The 18,307-nt window shown below is 70.7% G+C and carries 16 protein-coding genes and 1 pseudogene; 14 read left to right on the forward strand and 3 right to left on the reverse strand.

Annotated elements, in window-relative coordinates:
- Positions 1-3: 3 nt before the first annotated feature.
- The 4 genes from AB0K82_RS10500 to AB0K82_RS10515 are packed head-to-tail and all read left to right on the forward strand — an operon-like array spanning position 4 to position 5,544.
- The gene (locus tag AB0K82_RS10500; RefSeq protein WP_364395111.1) at positions 4-1,836 is read left to right on the forward strand and encodes a peptide ABC transporter substrate-binding protein; all 1,833 of its coding nucleotides are present in this window, start codon (positions 4-6) and stop codon (positions 1,834-1,836) included.
- A 60-nt stretch (positions 1,837-1,896) separates the two neighbouring features.
- Complete coding sequence (locus tag AB0K82_RS10505; protein ID WP_345353502.1) at positions 1,897-2,850, forward strand: ABC transporter permease; 954 nt, start codon at positions 1,897-1,899, stop codon at positions 2,848-2,850.
- A 34-nt stretch (positions 2,851-2,884) separates the two neighbouring features.
- Positions 2,885-3,784: an ABC transporter permease gene (locus AB0K82_RS10510; protein WP_364395113.1), complete on the forward strand. Its 900-nt coding sequence runs from the start codon at positions 2,885-2,887 to the stop codon at positions 3,782-3,784.
- Between the two features lie 26 nt (positions 3,785-3,810).
- On the forward strand, positions 3,811-5,544 hold the full coding sequence (locus AB0K82_RS10515) for an ABC transporter ATP-binding protein (protein ID WP_364395115.1): 1,734 nt from the start codon (positions 3,811-3,813) through the stop codon (positions 5,542-5,544).
- A gap of 414 nt (positions 5,545-5,958) precedes the next feature.
- On the opposite strand, the gene AB0K82_RS10520 is transcribed toward AB0K82_RS10515, so the two are convergent.
- Together AB0K82_RS10520 and AB0K82_RS10525 are read right to left on the reverse strand one after the other, a co-directional pair.
- On the reverse strand, positions 5,959-6,324 hold the full coding sequence (locus AB0K82_RS10520; protein ID WP_364395117.1) for a hypothetical protein: 366 nt from the start codon (positions 6,322-6,324) through the stop codon (positions 5,959-5,961).
- Between the two features lie 2 nt (positions 6,325-6,326).
- On the reverse strand, positions 6,327-6,632 hold the full coding sequence (locus AB0K82_RS10525) for a hypothetical protein (protein ID WP_364395118.1): 306 nt from the start codon (positions 6,630-6,632) through the stop codon (positions 6,327-6,329).
- Positions 6,633-6,750: 118 nt separating this feature from the next.
- Here AB0K82_RS10525 and AB0K82_RS10530 point away from each other — a divergent pair.
- Positions 6,751-7,568: pseudogene (locus tag AB0K82_RS10530) on the forward strand (helix-turn-helix transcriptional regulator).
- Positions 7,565-7,744: a DUF397 domain-containing protein gene (locus AB0K82_RS10535; RefSeq protein WP_364395120.1), complete on the forward strand. Its 180-nt coding sequence runs from the start codon at positions 7,565-7,567 to the stop codon at positions 7,742-7,744. The pseudogene AB0K82_RS10530 and the gene AB0K82_RS10535 overlap by 4 nt, the downstream one beginning before the upstream one ends.
- A gap of 9 nt (positions 7,745-7,753) precedes the next feature.
- On the opposite strand, the gene AB0K82_RS10540 is transcribed toward AB0K82_RS10535, so the two are convergent.
- Positions 7,754-8,452: a hypothetical protein gene (locus tag AB0K82_RS10540; RefSeq protein WP_364395122.1), complete on the reverse strand. Its 699-nt coding sequence runs from the start codon at positions 8,450-8,452 to the stop codon at positions 7,754-7,756.
- Between the two features lie 284 nt (positions 8,453-8,736).
- Between AB0K82_RS10540 and AB0K82_RS10545 the strand changes: the two genes are divergently transcribed.
- The 8 genes from AB0K82_RS10545 (at position 8,737) to AB0K82_RS10580 (ending at position 17,944) form a co-directional block, all read left to right on the forward strand.
- A complete protein-coding gene (locus tag AB0K82_RS10545; protein WP_364395124.1) occupies positions 8,737-9,378 on the forward strand; it encodes an HAD family phosphatase in 642 nt (213 codons plus the stop codon).
- Between the two features lie 74 nt (positions 9,379-9,452).
- Positions 9,453-9,959, forward strand: coding sequence for a hypothetical protein (locus AB0K82_RS10550; protein ID WP_364395126.1), 507 nt, complete (start codon positions 9,453-9,455; stop codon positions 9,957-9,959).
- Positions 9,960-10,001: 42 nt separating this feature from the next.
- On the forward strand, positions 10,002-10,637 hold the full coding sequence (locus tag AB0K82_RS10555; RefSeq protein WP_364395128.1) for an HAD hydrolase-like protein: 636 nt from the start codon (positions 10,002-10,004) through the stop codon (positions 10,635-10,637).
- Positions 10,638-10,724: 87 nt separating this feature from the next.
- Complete coding sequence (gene pruA, locus AB0K82_RS10560; RefSeq protein WP_364395130.1) at positions 10,725-12,353, forward strand: L-glutamate gamma-semialdehyde dehydrogenase; 1,629 nt, start codon at positions 10,725-10,727, stop codon at positions 12,351-12,353.
- A gap of 82 nt (positions 12,354-12,435) precedes the next feature.
- The gene (locus AB0K82_RS10565) at positions 12,436-12,981 is read left to right on the forward strand and encodes a hypothetical protein (protein ID WP_364395132.1); all 546 of its coding nucleotides are present in this window, start codon (positions 12,436-12,438) and stop codon (positions 12,979-12,981) included.
- 128 nt (positions 12,982-13,109) lie between these two features.
- Positions 13,110-13,820 carry a haloacid dehalogenase-like hydrolase gene (locus AB0K82_RS10570; protein WP_364395134.1) on the forward strand — a complete coding sequence of 237 codons (711 nt, stop codon included), beginning with the start codon at positions 13,110-13,112 and terminating at the stop codon, positions 13,818-13,820.
- A gap of 87 nt (positions 13,821-13,907) precedes the next feature.
- Positions 13,908-15,917, forward strand: coding sequence for an acetoacetate--CoA ligase (locus tag AB0K82_RS10575; RefSeq protein WP_364395136.1), 2,010 nt, complete (start codon positions 13,908-13,910; stop codon positions 15,915-15,917).
- Positions 15,918-16,168: 251 nt separating this feature from the next.
- Complete coding sequence (locus tag AB0K82_RS10580) at positions 16,169-17,944, forward strand: protein kinase (RefSeq protein ID WP_364395138.1); 1,776 nt, start codon at positions 16,169-16,171, stop codon at positions 17,942-17,944.
- Positions 17,945-18,307: the final 363 nt, after the last annotated feature.

The following is an 18,307-nucleotide window of genomic DNA, read 5'->3' on the forward strand; positions in this document are numbered from 1 at the left end:
CCGATGAAGAGACCATGGCCTTCGTTCCCGACGGCCGCGCGCACCCCGCTGGCGGTGCTCGGCGTGGGCGCCGCACTGCTGGTGGCCGGATGTTCCTCCGGCAGTGGGCAGGGGTCGTCGGCGACCGGCGGCACGCCGCAGCAGGGCGGGTCGGTGACGTTCGCGCTGCCGCCCAACGCCACGCCGAACTGGATCTTCCCGCTGGGCACCCCCGGCCACCTGGCCGGGTACAACAGCGCGATCCGGCAGAACGTCTTCCTGCCGCTGTACTCCTACAACGGGTCCAGCGGCACCGTGGCACTCGACGAGAAGGCCGGCGCGGCCAAGACCCCGGTCTACTCAGGCGGCGGCAAGACGGTCACGATCACGCTGAAGGACCTGACCTGGGCGAACGGCCAGAAGGTCACCACCCGTGATGTGGAGTTCTGGTTCAACCTGGCCAAGGCCAACAAGGACCAGTGGGGCAACTACAGCAAGGGCGACCTGCCGGACAACGTCGCGAAGTTCACGACGGTGGACGACAAGACGTTCAAGCTCGACCTGAACAAGGCGTACAACCCGGACTGGTTCACCGCGAACCAGCTCACCTACGTCACGCCGATGCCGCAGTCGGCGTGGGACGTCGAGACCGCCGGCGGCAAGGTCGGCGACTACGACCGCACGACCGACGGCGCCAAGAAGGTGTTCAAGTACCTCATCGGCGAGGCCGGCAAGCTGTCGGCGTACGCGAGCAACCCGCTGTGGAAGGTCGCGGACGGGCCGTTCACGGTGAAGGAGTTCACCACCACCGGCCAGGTGACGCTCGCCAAGAACGCGAAGTACACCGGTGACGACGCCGCCCACCTGGACACCGTCACGTTCAAGCCGTTCACCTCCGCCCAGGCGGAGCTGAACGTCCTGCGCGCCGGCGGCGTCGACTACGGCTACCTGCCGGCGCTCGCGACCTCGCAGCAGAAGACCATCGAGAACAGCGGCTACCAGGTGAAGCCCTGGAACGGCTGGGCGATCACCTACATCCCGTACAACTTCAACAACCCGGAGATGGGCGCGGTCTTCAAGCAGCTCTACATCCGGCAGGCCGTGCAGATGTCGATCGACCAGGCGACCATCTCGCGGGTGATCTGGCACGACCAGGCCGCCCCCGGGTACGGGCCGGTGCCCCAGCAGCCGGTGTCGAAGTACCTGTCCCAGGACCAGAAGAACAACCCGTACCCCTACGACGTGAACAAGGCCAAGGCGCTGATCACGTCGCACGGCTGGACGATCACCGGCAACGTCGCCTCCTGCACGAAGCCGGGCACCGGGGCCGACCAGTGCGGGGCCGGGATCAAGGCGGGCACGCAGCTGAAGTTCTCGCTGCTGACCGAGAGCGGCAGCACCGAGACCGACAACACGATGCAGGAGCTGCAGTCCTCCCTGTCGAAGATCGGCATCGCGCTGTCGATCAAGTCGGAGCCGCTCAACTCCGTCCTGGACCACAGCCCGGAGTGCAAGCCGAACCAGTCGACCTGCTCCTGGCAGCTCTCCTTCTTCGGCACCCAGGGCAGCTGGTACTTCCCGGCGTACCCGAGCGGTGAACAGATCTTCTCCACCGACGCGGGCACCAACCTCGGCAGCTACAGCGACCCCACGGCCGACAAGCTGGTCAAGGAGTCGACGAGCTCCTCGGACCCCCAGGCGATGCAGCAGTACAGCTCCTACCTCGCCAAGCAGCTCCCGGTGATCTGGATGCCGAACCCCGCGTACCAGGTGTCGGCGATCCGCAACAACCTGCGCGGCGTCGTCCAGGACCCCCTGGCCGCCATGCAGCCGCAGCGCTGGTACCTCGCGAAGTAACCGACGCGCCCGGGACGGCCGCCGGCCGTCCCGGGCCTCACTCTGGCCGGAGGAACCCCGTTGATTCGCTTCCTGGCAAAGCGCCTCGGGCAGTCGATCGTCGTCATCCTGCTGGTGACCGTGATCGTCTTCCTGCTGCTGCACTCGGTCCCCGGCGGGCCCGCCCGGGGCATCCTCGGCCCCCAGGCCAGCCCGCAGGCCATCGCGGCGTTCAACCACGAGCACGGCTTCGACAAGTCGCTGGTCCAGCAGTACTGGGCGTTCCTCAGCCGCCTGCTGCACGGCGACCTCGGCGACTCGTACACGCTGAACCAGTCCGTGGGCTCGCTCATCTCCCAACGGCTGCCCAAGACGCTCGTCCTGACCGGGCTGTCGACGCTGGTGGCGCTGCTCGTCGCGATCCCGCTGGGCGTGTGGCAGGGACGGCGGCGCCGCGGCCTGACCGACTACGCGGTCACGACCGTGGTGTTCATCGGGTACGCGACGCCGGTCTTCTTCCTGGCGCTCATCCTCGTCATCGTCTTCACCGAGAAGATCCCGATCCTGCCCCCGCAGGCGCCCCAGGGCCAGTCGCTCGGCGCGCTGTTCGCCGACTCCCGCGCGCTGATCCTGCCCGTCCTCGCCGGGGCGATCGCCACGGTCGCGGCGTTCAGCCGGTACATGCGGTCGGCGGTGCTCGACAACCTCGCCGAGGACTACGTACGGACCGCGCGGGCCAAGGGCGCCTCCGAACGCCGGGTCGTGTGGCTGCACATCATGCGCAACTCGCTGACCCCGATCATCGCGATGCTCGGCTACTACCTGCCGGTGCTGTTCTCCGGCGCGCTGGTCATCGAGTCGGTGTTCAACTACCCCGGCATGGGGCTGCTGTTCTGGAACGCCGCGCAGACGTCCGACTACCCGATCCTGCTCGGCACCGTCATGGTGATCGCGCTCGCCACCGTCATCGGCTCGCTGCTCGCCGACATCATCCAGGCGCTCGTCGACCCCCGCGTCCGCGGAGCGATCCGATGACGCGCGCGTCCCGTACGGTCATCAAGGAGGGATCATGACTGTCTCCGCCCCGCTCATGACCGAGCAGGCGCCCGCGGCCACGGCGGCCGGGCCGTACCGCCGGATGCTGAAGTCGTTCCTCGCCAACCGGCTGGCCCTCACGGGCCTGGTCATCCTCGGCCTGCTGCTCGTCTTCTGCTTCATCGGCCCGCTGATCCACCACACCGACCAGACGCACACGCGGCTGGCCGACGCCACCCTCTCGCCCGGCACCCGCGGACACCTCCTGGGCACCGACGACGTCGGCCGGGACGTGCTCGGCCGCCTGATGGTCGGCGGCCAGACGTCCCTGGAGATCGGCATCGCGGCCGGGCTGCTGGCGACGCTGATCGGCACGGTCTGGGGCGCCATCTCCGGGTACGCCGGCGGCTGGATCGACTCGATCATGATGCGCGTGGTCGACGCGGGCATCGCGATCCCCGCCCTGTTCCTGCTCCTCGTGACCGCGACGATCCTCCGCCCCACGGTGCCGGTGCAGATCCTGATCATCGGCTGCGTCTCGTGGCTCGTGCCGGCCCGGCTCGTACGCGCCGAGGCGCTGTCCCTGCGCAGCCGCGACTACGTGCAGGCGATGAAGGCGATGGGCGGCGGCCACCGCCGCGCGGTGTTCCGGCACGTCATCCCGAACGCCATCGGCACGGTGGTGGTGAACGCGACCTTCCAGGTGGCCGACGCGATCCTGCTCATCGCCTACGTCAGCTTCCTGGGCCTGGGCGTGGCCCCGCCGAAGACCGACTGGGGCGGCATGCTCAGCAAGGGCATCTCCTACACCTCGGAGGGCTACTGGTGGCTGATCTTCCCGGCGGGCCTGGCGATCGTGCTGGTCGTGTGCGCGTTCAACTGCATCGGTGACGGCCTGCGCGACGCCTTCGAAGTACGGCTCCAGGGGCGCTGATGCGGAACCAGACGAAAGGTGAGACGGTGAGCGACTCCCCGGCCCTGGCCATCGAGGACCTGAGCGTCTCCTTCGCGGGAAGCTCCGAGAAGGTCCGCGCGGTCGACGGCGTCAGCATCCGCGTGAACCCGGGGGAGATCGTCGCGGTCGTCGGCGAGTCCGGGTCCGGCAAGAGCGTCACGTCCATGTCCACCCTGGGCCTGCTGCCGCCCACGGCCACCGTGCGCGGCAGCGTCCGGGTCGGCGGGGTCGACGTCACGACGCTGGACGGCCCCGCGCTCCGCGCCGTACGCGGCTCGGAGATCGCCATGGTCTTCCAGGAGCCGATGACCGCGCTGAACCCCGCGTTCACCGTCGGCTGGCAGGTCGCCGAGGCGCTCCGCCTCCACATCGACGGCCTGTCCCGGAAGCAGGCCCTGGACCGCGCCGCCGAACTCCTGGAGACGGTGGGCATCCGGGACGCGCGCCGCCGGCTCGGGCAGTACCCGCACGAACTGTCCGGCGGCCTCCGCCAGCGCGTCATGATCGCGATCGCGATCGCGTGCGAGCCGAAGGTGCTGATCGCCGACGAGGCCACCACCGCCCTTGACGTCACCGTGCAGGCGGAGATCCTCGACCTCCTGCGCGACCTCCGGGCCCGGTTCGGCACCGCGATGCTGGTCATCACCCACAACATGGGCGTCGTCGCCGACATCGCCGACCGGGTCGTCGTCATGTACCAGGGCAAGGTCGTCGAGGAGGCTCCGGTCGAGGAGCTGTTCGCCGACCCGCGCGCGGACTACACCAAGCGTCTGCTCAGCGCCGTCCCCCGCCTCAAGCCCCGCGGCGACGCGCCGAAGACGGAGCCGGACGGCGAGGGCGCCTCGCGGGGGCGGGCCGCCCAGATCACATCCCGGGACGGCGGGGTCTCCGAGCACCGGAACGGACCGGACACGAGCGCGGGCGAACCGGCGCTCGCCATCGAGAACCTCGTCGTGCAGTTCCGCGGCAAGGGCGGTGCCAAGGTCCGCGCGGTCGACGACGTGTCCCTCACGGTCGCCAAGGGCGAGGTCCTCGGCCTGGTGGGGGAGTCCGGCTCTGGCAAGTCGACCCTCGGCCGCGCGGCGATCGGGCTGATCAGCCCGGCCTCGGGCAGCGTACGGCTGCTCGGCGACTCGCTGACCGGCGCGCGGGGGAGCGCGCTGCGACGGCTGCGGCGACGGTGCGGCATCGTCTTCCAGGACCCCGCGTCCTCCCTGGACCCCCGGATGACCGTCGGCGACTGCATCGCCGAGCCGCTGGTGATCAACAAGGTCGGCGGCCGGGACGAGCGGGTCGTCGCCCTGCTGGAGAGCGTCCGCCTCGACCCCGCCGTACGGTTCCGCTACCCGCACGAGCTGTCCGGCGGGCAGCGACAGCGGATCGGCATCGCGCGGGCGCTCGCCCTCGACCCCGACCTCGTGATCGCCGACGAGCCGACCAGCGCGCTGGACGTCTCGGTGCAGGCCGCCGTCCTGGACGTGTTCCTGGAGCTGCAGGCCCGCCTCGGCTTCGCCTGCCTGTTCATCACGCACGACCTGGCCGTCGTCGGCCTGGTCTCCGACCGGGTCGCGGTGCTGAACCAGGGCAGGTTGGTCGAGGAGGGCCCGCGCGACCAGGTCCTGTTCGACCCGCGCGAGAACTACACCCGCCGCCTGATCAGCTCCGCGCCCGTGCCCGACCCGGTGGAACAGCGGGAACGCCGGGCCCGCGCGGCCGAGCTGAGAGCGGCCCACGACTGACCGTGGCCGCTTCGGTGGCCCGGCTCGGGCGGGTTCGCTCGCTCGTCGCTGTGGGGTGGGGCGTGACGACGGCGACCGGCACGAAGCGGCCACCGCCGCGGCTCCCCTTGGGGCCGCGATCGGCGTAACAGCCGCATTACCGGAAATCCGTCTGTCGGGCGGTCCGGTCGCGTTCTGGGGCGTCTACACAGAGGAGAAAATTCTTCTCTGTGTAGACGGCTTCGGGTGCGAGGGGCTTGGCCGGGCATGCGATTCGTCCCGGTCGTCCGTGTTGTTCGCGGGGCGGCGGCGCGCAGGCGTACCCAACGCTCGGGAAAGCACTCCTTAGAGTGCCGAGATGTGGGCCCTGGTCCCTTTCGCGCGAGCCGTTGTCGAGCATTCGGTACGGCGCGGTCGCCGCCGCACCTGATCCGGTCAGCCGCATAGGTAGGCGTGGAGTTCCTCGGTGGTCATCTCGTCGAACCGCCGCAGGGCCACGGCGAGGTAGCGGAGTTGGTCGGTGTCGGTGGTGGCCACGCAGACCGGGCCGCCGGACCATCGCCACAGCGGCAGTCCGCCGGTGTCCAGTACCGGCGACCATTCCGGCGGTGGCGGAGTCGGCGGGTCGGTGTCGGCCCGTTGCCGGCGTTGCAGGCTCACGCGCGCGGCGGCCGGGTACTTGCGGACGAGGAAGTCCAGATGCAGTAACGCCCTGGCCTCGGACGGCGGTTGTGCCGCGAGCGAGTCGACGAGGGCGCGCAGCGCCGGGAGCGAGCGCAGGAGCCGTTCTTCGGGCGTCATCGTCACTCGCCTCGCCGCAGTGGGACGCAGACGACCTTGCTGATCACCCGGATCAGTTCCTCGATGTCGTCGACGGCGAGGAGCCGGGCCGAGTCGTTGACGTGGCCGATGGGGACGCCCCAGGACCAGTGCCAGCGGATGTGGTTCTGGTCATCGGGTCTACAGATGATCCTCTCGCTGAGGTGATTGTTCGCCCCGTGGATGAGGATTTCCGCCCCGTACTGTTCGGCGTTGAGCCCCGCCGCCTGGCATTCCTGGGTCAGCCACTTCGCGTACGCGTAAATGTCTTCCGCTGTGTACGGTTTCACGACTTATTCCCTTTTAATCGCCTGCCGTTTTCCAGTGACCAGGCTCACACGCTGAGTTACTTTGAGCTACAGGCCGGCATCACCCCACGTCACACGTGGCCCCCCGAAAGGACTCGCCATGGCGAACGGCGCGCTGACCCGAGACCCCCTCGTTCGAGCGTTCGGCGCGGTGCTACGCGGCCACCGCGAAGCGGCGAAACTCTCCCGTCAGGCTCTGGCCAATGCACTGGGCTGCACACCGCAGTGGATCGAGAAGCTCGAGACCGGCCTCCGCGCACCATCGGAGGCGACCTCCGAAGACCTCGACACCTACTTCAAGACCCCCGAGACCTTCCACCGCATGTGGGTCGAGGTCCGGCGCGCTGGCAAGCACGCCGCGCTCCCCCCGGGCTTCTCCGGGTTCATCGAGCTGGAAGCCAAGGCAACCATCATGTACATCTTCGAGAACATGGCCATCACGGGCCTCCTCCAGACGCCCCGGTACGCCTATGAGGTGCTTAAGGCGGGCCGGAAATCCGAGGTCGTCGAACGGCTGGTCGGCACACGCATGGAGCGGCAGCAGATCCTCGCCCGCGAGAACCCGCCCCAGATCATCTTCATTCTCGACGAGTGGGCTCTGCGTCGACCGGGGGGGACGAGGAGACTCGCAAAGAGCAGATCAGCCGCTTGATCGAATATGCCCAGGAGCCGAACATCACTGTCCAGGTCGTACCTAGCAAGACGGGTGCATACCTCGGATTCATGGGGTCGTTCACCATGTTGAGCTTCGACGACGGCCCGGATCTCGTGTACGTCGAGGGCCACGCTGAAGGCCAAGTGATCGATACGCCCGACAAAGTTCGGGATCACGAACTAAGCTTCAATATGATCAGAGGTGGAGCCATATCGGTAGAAGACTCACTGACTTTACTTCGCACTATCTGGGAGGACCTATGAAAATCCTGGATCTGCCCACCGGTTCATGGCGCAAGAGCAGCCACAGCGGCCCCACGGGTGGACAGTGTGTCGAAATCGCTGCGGTGTGGCGCAAGAGCAGCCACAGTGGCACCACAGGCGGCCAGTGCGTTGAGGTCGCCGCCGTACCTCAGGCCGCCGCTGCTCGCGAGGGCTAGAGCGGGACTTCAGGTGGTCTGGGTGACTACGGCGGACAGGCCGCAGGGGGCGTGCAGGAAGAGGCAGAAGCTGCAGTCGACGTATTCGCGGATGACCGTTCCGACGACGCCGCCGACGTAGTTCATGACCTTTCCGCAGGCGGGGCAGGCCGGGTAGTCCGGGTCCTGGACCCAGTCGGGTTCCCCGCCGAGGGTCGGGTCGCCCAGGTACCGGTCGGGTCGCCGTTCCCCGACCGTCAGGCGTACCGGGGGCGGGTTCGCCTTCTCCAGCTTCTGGCCGTCCAGGTAACCGGGCCGGACGGTGTGCGCGGACCAGGCGGTGCCGCCGTCCGGGGTCACCTCCGCGAAGGAGGCCCTCGGGTAGATGCAGCAGAGGAAGCAGGCGACGATCCGCAGCCGACCTTGCCAACCGGTGTGCGCGAGCGCGGCGGCGACGCGTGGGCCGGCGGTGTGGACGTCGAGGAGCACCCACAGCGGGCCGCCGCACCACGGGCAGTCCTCCTCGGTCGACGCGGGACTCTCCTCGGGAACCAGCGCGTACGCCGCCGCCCCGCGGATCTTCTCGCGGGCCCGTCCATCGGCCTCGAAGTCCCAGCCGTACCGGGGGAGCACGTGGGCGAGGGTCTCGGCCTCGATGCCCGGCGGCGACTGCCTCCGCCAGCGCCGGAACGCCGTCTCGACCACCGGGCCGTGGGTGGCCGTGAGCATCGTCACCTGCTCGGAAAAGCGCTCTCTGCGGTGCCGGTATGTGCGCTCCGATCCCTTTTGGGCAGGCCATTGCCGAGCATTCCGTACGCTGCGGTCGCCGGCAGGACCTGATCCCGTGGTCGGCAGGTGCAGGGGCTCATCGGTGGCCGAAGCGTGGCGGTCGTCGCCGTGCCTGCGGCGGTCATCGAGTGGGGTGCCACCCCGCTGACAGGTGCGTGGCCGGTGGTGCCGTCGCGTAGAACGGCGTTCGGTTCTCGGGGGGGTGGTGGCTTACGATCGGCTTCGTGACGGTTCGCGGGCTCATCACCGACTGGGGCGGCGTGCTCACCACGCCGCTGAAGGAAGCGATCACGGCGTGGATCGAGGTGGACGACATCGACGCCGAGGTCTACAAGCTGGTGATGAAGGAGTGGGTGAGCCAGGCGTACGCCGGTGACGGCGTCAACCCGATCCACGGGCTGGAGGACGGGTCGCTGAGCCCGGCGGAGTTCGAACGCCTGCTGGCCGAGCGGCTGCGCACCCGGACCGGCACTCCGGTGGCCGCCGACGGGCTGCTGACCAGGATGTTCCACGCGTTCGAGCCGGTCGAGCCGATGTACGACGCGCTGCGCCGGGCGAAGGGCGCCGGCGTCCGTACGTGCCTGCTGTCCAACTCCTGGGGCAACACCTATCCGCGGGAGCTGTTCGCCGAGCTGTTCGACGCGGTCGTGATCTCCTCCGAGGTCAGGCTGCGCAAGCCGGACCCGGCGATCTTCCACCACGCCCTGGAGCTGATCGGGCTGTCGCCGGAGGAGTGCGCGTTCGTCGACGACATCGAGCACAACGTGCGCGCCGCCGAGGAGCTCGGCATCACCGGTGTGCACTACGTCGACAGCACGAGCACGGTCGCCCGCCTGGAGGCACTGCTGGGCGTCCAGCTCGCCTGACGGCGGGCCGATCGGGGTGTCGGTGCGGATAGGGCGCGCGTCGGCGCTCCGGGACTGGCACACTCTCCAGGACCATGCGCGTTTATCTACCGTCCACACTCGGCGGCCTGGCCCGGATCCTGCGTGACCGCGAGGCCGGGCCGGTGCCGCTGACCGCCTACGCCGTGACGCCGGCGCTGCGCGAGTGGTACGCCTCCGCGGACCTGGAGGAGCTCGAGTACGCCGCGATGTCGGACGCCGCGAAGGCGTCCCTCCGGCTGCTCGCCGCCGATCCGGAGGCGCCGTCCCGCCGGGTCGTCATCGCCGCCGAGGTGCCCGACAAGGCCGTGACCTTCGCCGTCGGCGACCTCGTCGACGCCGACGAGCGGGCCCTCGTCCGCGTGTCGGAGCCGATCCCGTTCAACCGGATCGTGTCCGGGCACGTCGACGACGCCGAGGCCGAGCCCGACGTCCGCGCGGCGCGCGGCGCGATCGAGGCCGCGGACGCCGGTGACGACGACGCGAAGTTCACCGTCGACGGCGCCGCCGGGCACGACCTCATGTGGTACGCCACCCAGGAGTTGCGCGACCTGTCCCCGTGACGCTTTCAGCCGACGAGCGTTCTGACCTATGCTCGATTGGCTATGACGCACATCGTGTGGGACTGGAACGGCACGCTCTTCGACGATATCGACGCGACCGTGGAGGCGACCAACGAGGTCTTCGCGTCGTACGGCCTGCCGGTGATGGATGTGGCGGGGTTCCAGGCGATCTACGCGCGTCCGATCTGGGCCTGCTACGAGCGTCTCCTGGGCCGCGCGCTGGAAGAGGGCGAGTGGGAGCGGCTCGACGCGGCGTTCCACGACTCCTACCACCGGCTGATGGAGCGCTGCCGGCTCGCGGCGGACGCCCGGCACGCGATGGACGCGCTGGCCGACGCCGGGCACACCCAGTCCCTGCTGTCGATGTGGCACCACGACCGGCTGACCGTCGCGGTCCGCGAGCACGGCATCGGCGAGATCTTCCGCCTGGTCGACGGCCTGCGGCCGGGGCAGTCCGGCGGGTCGAAGGCGGAGTTCATGGTCCGGCACCTGTCCCGGCTGGGGGTCGACCCGGCCGAGGTCGTGGCGGTCGGGGACAACGTCGACGACGCGGCGGCGGCGCGGCACGCGGGGGCGCGCGCGATCCTGTACGCCGGGGGAACGCAGGCGCGGGCGGATCTGGCCCGTTTCGGGGTCCCGGTGGTGGATCGGCTCGCCGAGATCTCCGCATACATTTGACCTGCGCGGTCCTCACGAGGGGACGCGACCACGATCCTCACCCGGATCATCATGACGACGCTGTCACGAACTGCGGGGAGATCTCTCATGGACGCTGTCACGAACGTACCGGCCCCCGTGAACGAGCCGGTCAAGGCGTACGCCCCCGGCGGCCAGGACCGGACCGGCCTCGAGGCGAAGATCAAGGAGCTCGCCGGCGAGCGGATCGACCTCACGATGACCATCGGAGGCGAGCAGCGGCTCGGCGGCGGGCGGCCGATCGACACGGTGCAGCCGCACAAGCACCGGCACGTCCTCGGCCAGGCCCGGGAGGCGACCGACGACGACGTGCGCGCGGCCATCGACGCCGCGCGGCAGGCCGCGCCGGGCTGGCGGGCGCTGTCGTTCGACGACCGTGCTGCGATCTTCCTCAAGGCCGCCGACCTGCTGTCCGGCCCGTGGCGTAACACCCTCAACGCCGCCACCATCCTCGGCCAGTCCAAGTCCGTGCAGCAGGCGGAGATCGACGCGGCCTGCGAGTTCATCGACTTCCTCCGCTTCAACGTCTCCTTCGCCCGGGAGCTCCTCGCCCAGCAGCCGATCAGCTCGCCCGGTGTGTGGAACCGCTCGGAGTACCGGCCGCTGGAGGGCTTCGTCCTCGCGATCACGCCGTTCAACTTCACGGCGATCGCCGGGAACCTCCCCACCTCCGCCGCCCTCATGGGCAACGTCGTCGTCTGGAAGCCCTCGCCGACGCAGGCGTTCGCCGCGCACTTCACGATGCGCCTGCTCGAGGCGGCCGGCCTGCCGCCCGGCGTGATCAACCTGGTCACCGGCAACGGCGAGGCGGTCTCGAACGTCGCGCTGCGGCACCCGGACCTGGCCGGCATCCACTTCACCGGCTCGACCGCGACCTTCCAGCACCTGTGGCGCACCGTCGGCGAGAACATCGCCGGCTACCGCACCTACCCCCGGCTCGTCGGCGAGACCGGCGGCAAGGACTTCGTCGTCGCCCACGCGTCGGCAGACCCGCGGGTGCTCGCCACCGCGCTGATCCGCGGCGCGTTCGAGTACCAGGGCCAGAAGTGCTCCGCCGCCTCCCGGGCGTACGTCCCGCGCTCGGTGTGGAACACCATGCGGGACGACTTCCTCGGCACGGTCGAGTCCCTGACCATGGGCGACGTCGCCGAGGACCTGTCGGTCTTCATGGGCGCCGTGATCGACGACCGGGCGTTCGCCAAGCACCGGGCCGCGATCGAGCGCGCCCGCTCCCACGACGCCATCGACGTCCTCGTCGGCGGCGGCCTCGCCGACTCCGAGGGCTACTTCGTCCAGCCCACGGTGCTGCGGAGCGCCGACCCGGAGGACGAGATCTTCACCACGGAGTACTTCGGCCCGATCCTCGGCGTGCACGTCTACGACGACGCCGACTACGACCGGGTGCTCACCCAGATGGAGAGCGCCGCGCCGTACGCCCTCACCGGATCGATCATCGCCCAGGACCGCCGGGCCATCGCGGAGGCGTCGGAGAAGCTGCGGTTCGCCGCGGGCAACTTCTACGTCAACGACAAGCCGACGGGCGCGGTCGTCGGGCAGCAGCCCTTCGGCGGCTCGCGGGCCAGCGGCACCAACGACAAGGCCGGCTCGATCTTCAACCTGACCCGGTGGGTGAGCACCCGCGCGGTCAAGGAGACCTTCGCGCCGCCGACCGACCACCGGTACCCGCACATGGGGTGATCGCCTTCGCGTCCCCTGGCGAGTAATCTTGCCTGTGACCAGGCAGGATGCCTGACGCGCCGAGGACGGACCGGGGGGCTGTGTGCGGCGTCTGACGTCATTGGCCGCCGTCGTCGGCTGCGCGGCGGCGGCCGGATTCGCGGTCAAGGCGCTCACCGTGCCCGAACCGCGGCCCGCCCGCGTCGTCGACGCGGAGGGCGACGCCGACCTTTCGCACCTCTCCGTCCGCGCCGACCCGTCGCTGGCGCCCGAGGCCGGCCACCGGCTCGTCCCGGGCCACCGCGCCGTCTACGGCTTCAGCGTGACCAACGCCGGCCCGGAGACCATCCGGCACGTCGTCGCGCGCAGCGTCAAGGTCGCCGCGCCCGGCATGGACGACCGGCTCTCCGTCGTGTCCGTCAGCGACCCGGCGTGCTCGGGAGTCGGGCGGGTCGAGTGCATCTTCCAGCGGCTGGACCCCGGCGAGACCCGGACCGTGCGCGTCGTCGTGGAGACCCCGGCGGACCGGCCGCCGCGCGGCCGGATGACCATCCACACGTTCCTGGGCCGGTTCACCGAGCCGATCGGCGGGACGATCCCGCTCGAGGTGATCGGCGAGATCCGGGCCACCACGGGCCGCTTCTCCTGACGCCCTGACGCCCTGACGCCCTGACGCCCTGACGTCTTCCGGCACCCCGAGCGGCCGGGTTTGCGCGGACGGGCCGGGACCCTCCACGATTGACCGGCCCCCGTGTTCACTCCGTGCAGGAGACCGTGATGCCTCGTCTGGTGCTGTGGAACGTCGATCACACGCTGGTCGACGTCGGCAAGGTGACCCGGGAGGCGTACGCCGAGGCGTTCGAACGCGTCACCGGGCGGCCGCTCGTCCGGCTCGCGCCGACCGCCGGGCGCACCGAGTCGGAGATCATCTTCGAGACCCTGGCGTTCAACGACGTCGCCCCGACCGAGGAGCACCTGCCGGAGTTCACGGCCGCCCTGGCCGACGCCTTCTCCGCGCGCAAAGGGGCGGTCCGCAAGGAGGGGCGGGTGCTGCCCGGCGCCCGTGAGGTCCTCGCGGCGGTGGCCCGGCGACGCGACGTCGTCCAGTCGGTGCTGACCGGCTCCATCCGGCCGAACGCCGTCACCAAGCTCAAGGCGCTCGGCCTGGCCAAGTACCTCGACTTCGAGGTCGGCGGGTACGGCTCGGAGACCTATCCCAAGGCGGCACTGGTCGAGCTGGCCCGCACCCGTGCGGGGGAGCGGTACCGCGGCGTGATCGCCGAGGCCGCGACCGTGCTCGTGGCCGACTCCCCGCGCGACGTGCAGGCGGCGAAGATCGCCCGCGCGAAGTCGATCGCGGTCGCGACGGGCACGGCCACCCAGGCGGAGCTGCGCGGCGCGGGCGCGGACGCCGTGCTGCCGAGCCTCGCCGAGACCGACGCGGTCGTCGCCGCGATCGAGGAGCTCACCGCGACGCCACACGAGTGACGGACGAGCCGGGTGGGGACCCGGCATTGCGATCGGTGGCCGCCCCCGTGAATGCTGGGTTCCTCAAGAACGTGAGGAGGCCGTGCCGTGCCCGTTGCCGAGGGTGACCTGTTGTGGGAGCCGTCCGAGGAGGTCCGCCGGACCGCCCGTGTCGCCCGGTTCATGGAAGAGCGGGGGTTCGGCTCCCATGACGAGCTGTGGCACTGGTCCGTAACCGAGGTCGGCGCCTTCTGGGACGCGATCTGGTCCTACTTCGGCGTGCTGGGCGACCGGGGCGACGGACCCGCGCTGGAGCGCGCCGAGATGCCGGACGCCCGCTGGTTCCCCGGCGCGACGCTCAACCACGCCCGGAACATGCTGCGGCGGGCCGAGGAGGACCCTGACGCCACCGCGGTGATCTTCCGGACGGAGGCCGACGACGGCTCCGGCCCGTCCCGCTCGCGGACGCTGACCTACCGGGAGCTCGCCGCCGAGGTCGCCGAGGTGCGCGCCGGGCTGCGGGCGCTCGGCGTCGGCCGCGGAGATCGCGTCGCGGCGTACGTCCCGAACATCCCCGAGGCCCTGGTCGCCTTCCTGGCGACCGCGTCCCTGGGCGCGATCTGGTCGTCGTGCTCGCCGGACTTCGGCGCGCCGAGCGTGATCGACCGGTTCACCCAGATCGAGCCCAAGGTGCTGATCGCGGTGGACGGCTACGCCTACAACGGCAAGCGGTTCGACCGGTCCGAGGTGGTCCGGGACATCCAGGCGGCCCTGCCCACGCTGACGGCCACGGTCACGATCCCGTACCTCGACCTCGACGCCCCCGCGATCGGGGAGGGCCGCGACGCTTCCGCGATCGGGGAGGGGCGCGACGCTTCCGCGAGCGGGGAGAGGCGCGCGCTCCGGTACGCCGAGCTGCGGCGCTCCGGAGAGCCGCTCGCCTTCGAGGAGGTGCCCTTCGACCATCCGCTGTGGATCCTGTACTCCTCGGGCACCACGGGCCTGCCCAAGCCGATCGTGCACGGCCACGGCGGAATCGTGCTGGAGCACCTCAAGGCCCTCAGTTTCCACCAGGACCTCGGCCCCGGTGACGTGTTCTTCTGGTACACGACCACCGGCTGGATGATGTGGAACTACCTCATCGGCGGCCTGCTCGTCGGCGCGACGATCGTGCTGTACGACGGCGCGCCCGGCGGCGACACGCTGTGGCGGCTGGCCGCCGAGGCCGGGGTGACCTACTTCGGGGTCGGCGCGCCGTACGTCCTCGCGTCGATGAAGGCGGGTCTCGACCCCGGCCGGGCGTACGACCTGTCCCGGATCCGCGGCATCGGCTCGACCGGTTCGCCGCTGCCCCCGGAGGGCTTCGGCTGGCTGTACGACCACGTCGGCCGGGACCTGCTGGTCGGCTCGTTCTCCGGCGGCACCGACGTGGCCACCGGGTTCGTCGGGCCGTGCGTGCTGCTGCCGCTGCGCGCGGGCGTCATCCAGTGCCGCGGGCTCGGCGCCAAGATCGAGGCGTACGACGAGAAGGGCGAGCCGGTCATCGGCGAGGTCGGGGAGCTGGTGCTCACCGAGCCGATGCCGTCCATGCCGATCTACTTCTGGAACGACGAGGGCGGCGAGCGCTACCGCGACTCCTACTTCGGGGTGTACCCCGGCATCTGGCGGCACGGCGACTGGATCAAGGTGCTGCCCGACGGCGGCTGCGTGATCTACGGGCGGTCCGACTCGACCCTCAACCGTGGGGGCGTCCGCATGGGCACCGCCGACTTCTACCGCGTCGTCGAGGGGTTCGACGAGATCGCCGACTCCCTGGTCGTCGACACCGGGCAGCTCGGCGCGGAGGGCCGGCTGCTGCTGTACGTCCAGCTCGCCGAGGGGGTCGCCCTGTCCGACGACCTGGTCGGCCGGATCCGCGCCGCCCTGCGGTCGACGCTGTCCCCCCGGCACGTCCCCGACGAGATCCGGGTGGTGCCGGGCGTGCCGCGCACCCTGTCCGGTAAGAAGCTCGAGGTTCCAGTCCGTAAGATCTTGCTTGGCACGCCCATCGACAAGGCGGCGAATCCGGACGCGATGGCCAACCCCGAGGTACTGCGCCACTTCACCCCGGATTCCTGATCCGGGGCCGGACGCGTCTCTCATACGGGACATGTCCGTCACCTGGCGCGACGCGCTCTGGGAACGCGGAGTCGGTGGGGATATGTTCGGCAGATGCGGTTCGTCGCCCATGCTCCGATCGGCGCGCCGGCAGGGGATTGATCGACGCCCTGGCCGGCCGACCGAACCAGCGGGACTTCGACCGCGTCTCAACCGATATGCCCGACCGTGGGGACGGTCGGCGGGGAGCGACGGAAGGGATGCGGTCGGCAATGGACCGGACTGCGGTGGACCAGAACGGGAATCCCCTGCAGCCAGGTGATCCGAGGCGGCTGGGGGACTACGAGGTCGTCGGTCGGCTGGGGAGAGGCGGCCAGGGCGCCGTCTTCCTGGGCAGATCTCCGGAGGGCGCGCGGGTCGCGATCAAGCTGCTGCACGCCGAGCTGGCCGAGGACGCCAAGGCGCGGGTCCGCTTCGAGCGCGAGGTGACCGCCGCCAAGCGGGTGGCGCGGTTCTGCACCGCGCAGGTGCTCGACGCCGACGTCGCGGGGGACCGCCCCTACATCGTCAGCGAGTACGTCCCCGGGCGTTCGCTGTACGACGTGATCAAGGAGAGCGGGCCGATCGGCGGCGCCGCGCTGGAGCGGCTCGCGATCGGCACGGTCACCGCGCTCGTCGCGATCCACCAGGCGGGCGTCGTGCACCGTGATCTGAAGCCGCACAACGTGCTGCTCGGGCCCGACGGCCCACGGGTGATCGACTTCGGTATCGCGCGGGCGCTGGACGGGGCCTCGACGGTCTCCAGCCGGGTCGTCGGCACCCCCGCCTACATGGCTCCGGAGCAGATCCGCGGCGAGACGGTCGGGCCGGCCGTCGACATCTTCGCGTGGGCCGCCACGATGGTCTTCGCGGCCACCGGGACTCCGCCGTTCGGCAGCGACTCGATCTCCGCGGTGGTCAGCCGGATCCTGTCCGAGGAGCCCCGGATCGGCGACCTGCCCGACGGGCTGCGCGCGCTCGTGACCGGCGCCCTGGAGAAGGACCCCGACCGGCGGCTCACCGCCAACGCCCTCCTGCTGCGCCTGCTCGGCGGCGGTGGCGAGGCCCAGCGGCAGCAGCCCTCCCCGACCGAGGTGCTGCCGCCGGTCGCCGTCGACGCGGGCCCCCTGACGGTCCCCGCCGACCTGCTGGAGCACGCGGCCACGGTCGCCGCCCAGCGGACCCCGCCCGGCGGCACGGCCCTCGCCGGGACGCCGCGCCTGGGCGCCGCCGCCCACAAGTACCCCGTCACGGCGGTCCGGCCGCCCGCCCACCGCGCGGAGGAGCCCGCGTCCTACCGCGCGGCGCAGTCCGGGTCCCATCACGCGGACGAGGCCACGTCGCCGGCCCTGCCGCCCGTATCGGGGCAGCCGACCTCGCCGGTCCCGCCCGTCCACAGCGAGGGGATCTCGTCGCTCCTCCCGCCCGTGGCCGGCGCCGAACCGGCCGGTCCCGGCGGATGGTCGACGATGTCCCGGGGCCGCCGGCGGCTCGCCGCCGCCGGAGCCGCGGTCGTCGCGGCCGCGGCGGTCGTGATCGGTCTGGTCCTGACCTCCAACGCGGCCGACCGCTCCGGGCAGAACACCGGGTACAACCCGAACGGCACGCAGAGCCACGTGTCCCCCTCCGCGACCAGGCAGGGCAACGCCGGCGTGCCGGTCGACACGCCCTCCTCGACCCGGTCGGACCGGTCGCCCACGCCGACGTACTCGCCGACCCCGACCTACTCGCCCACGCCGACGTACTCGCCGACGCCGACGTACTCGCCCACCCCGACCCACACCTCCAGCACCCCGACGCATTCGGCCAGCCCGACGCACTCGACCGGCTCGAGCAGCCCGGGTACCGGGACCGGCACCGGAACGGGCACGGGCACGGGGTCCGGCACCGGCACCGGTACCGGGACGGGCGGCAGCGGCACGGGGACCGGATCGACCGATCAGGGCACGAACGCCCAGACCGCGCCCGGTGCCCACTCCGGGGCCGCCACCAGCACCGGAGGCGAGTGACCGGGTCTCATTCGGGTCGGACAATCCTCGTTTTCGCGTTAACCTGGCCGCCGTGAGCACAACACCACAACGGCGTGGTGCGGCCGCGTTCGGTTCCGGCGTGTCCGGACACCGATCCCGCATGCCCGGGCGTAGTTTCGTAATCCTTCCGCGAAAGCAGAGTCCGCCCACCGGGGACGCCGGACGCAGGCGCTCTCCGGTGACGACGCACGATCGTGATCGTCGTGACGACCTCTGGCGACTCGCCGAAGATCTTCTCGAATCCGACGAGATCGGTGGCGCTGCGGCGCGCACGGCGGACCGACCCACGGGATCACCGCCGCTGTGGCCGAAAAGTTCTCGACAGGCCATGGCGGGAACAAC

Origin of the sequence: Actinoallomurus sp. NPDC052274 (genome assembly GCF_040679475.1) — a bacterium.
In the GTDB taxonomy this organism is placed as follows: Bacteria; Actinomycetota; Actinomycetes; order Streptosporangiales; family Streptosporangiaceae; genus Actinoallomurus; species Actinoallomurus liliacearum.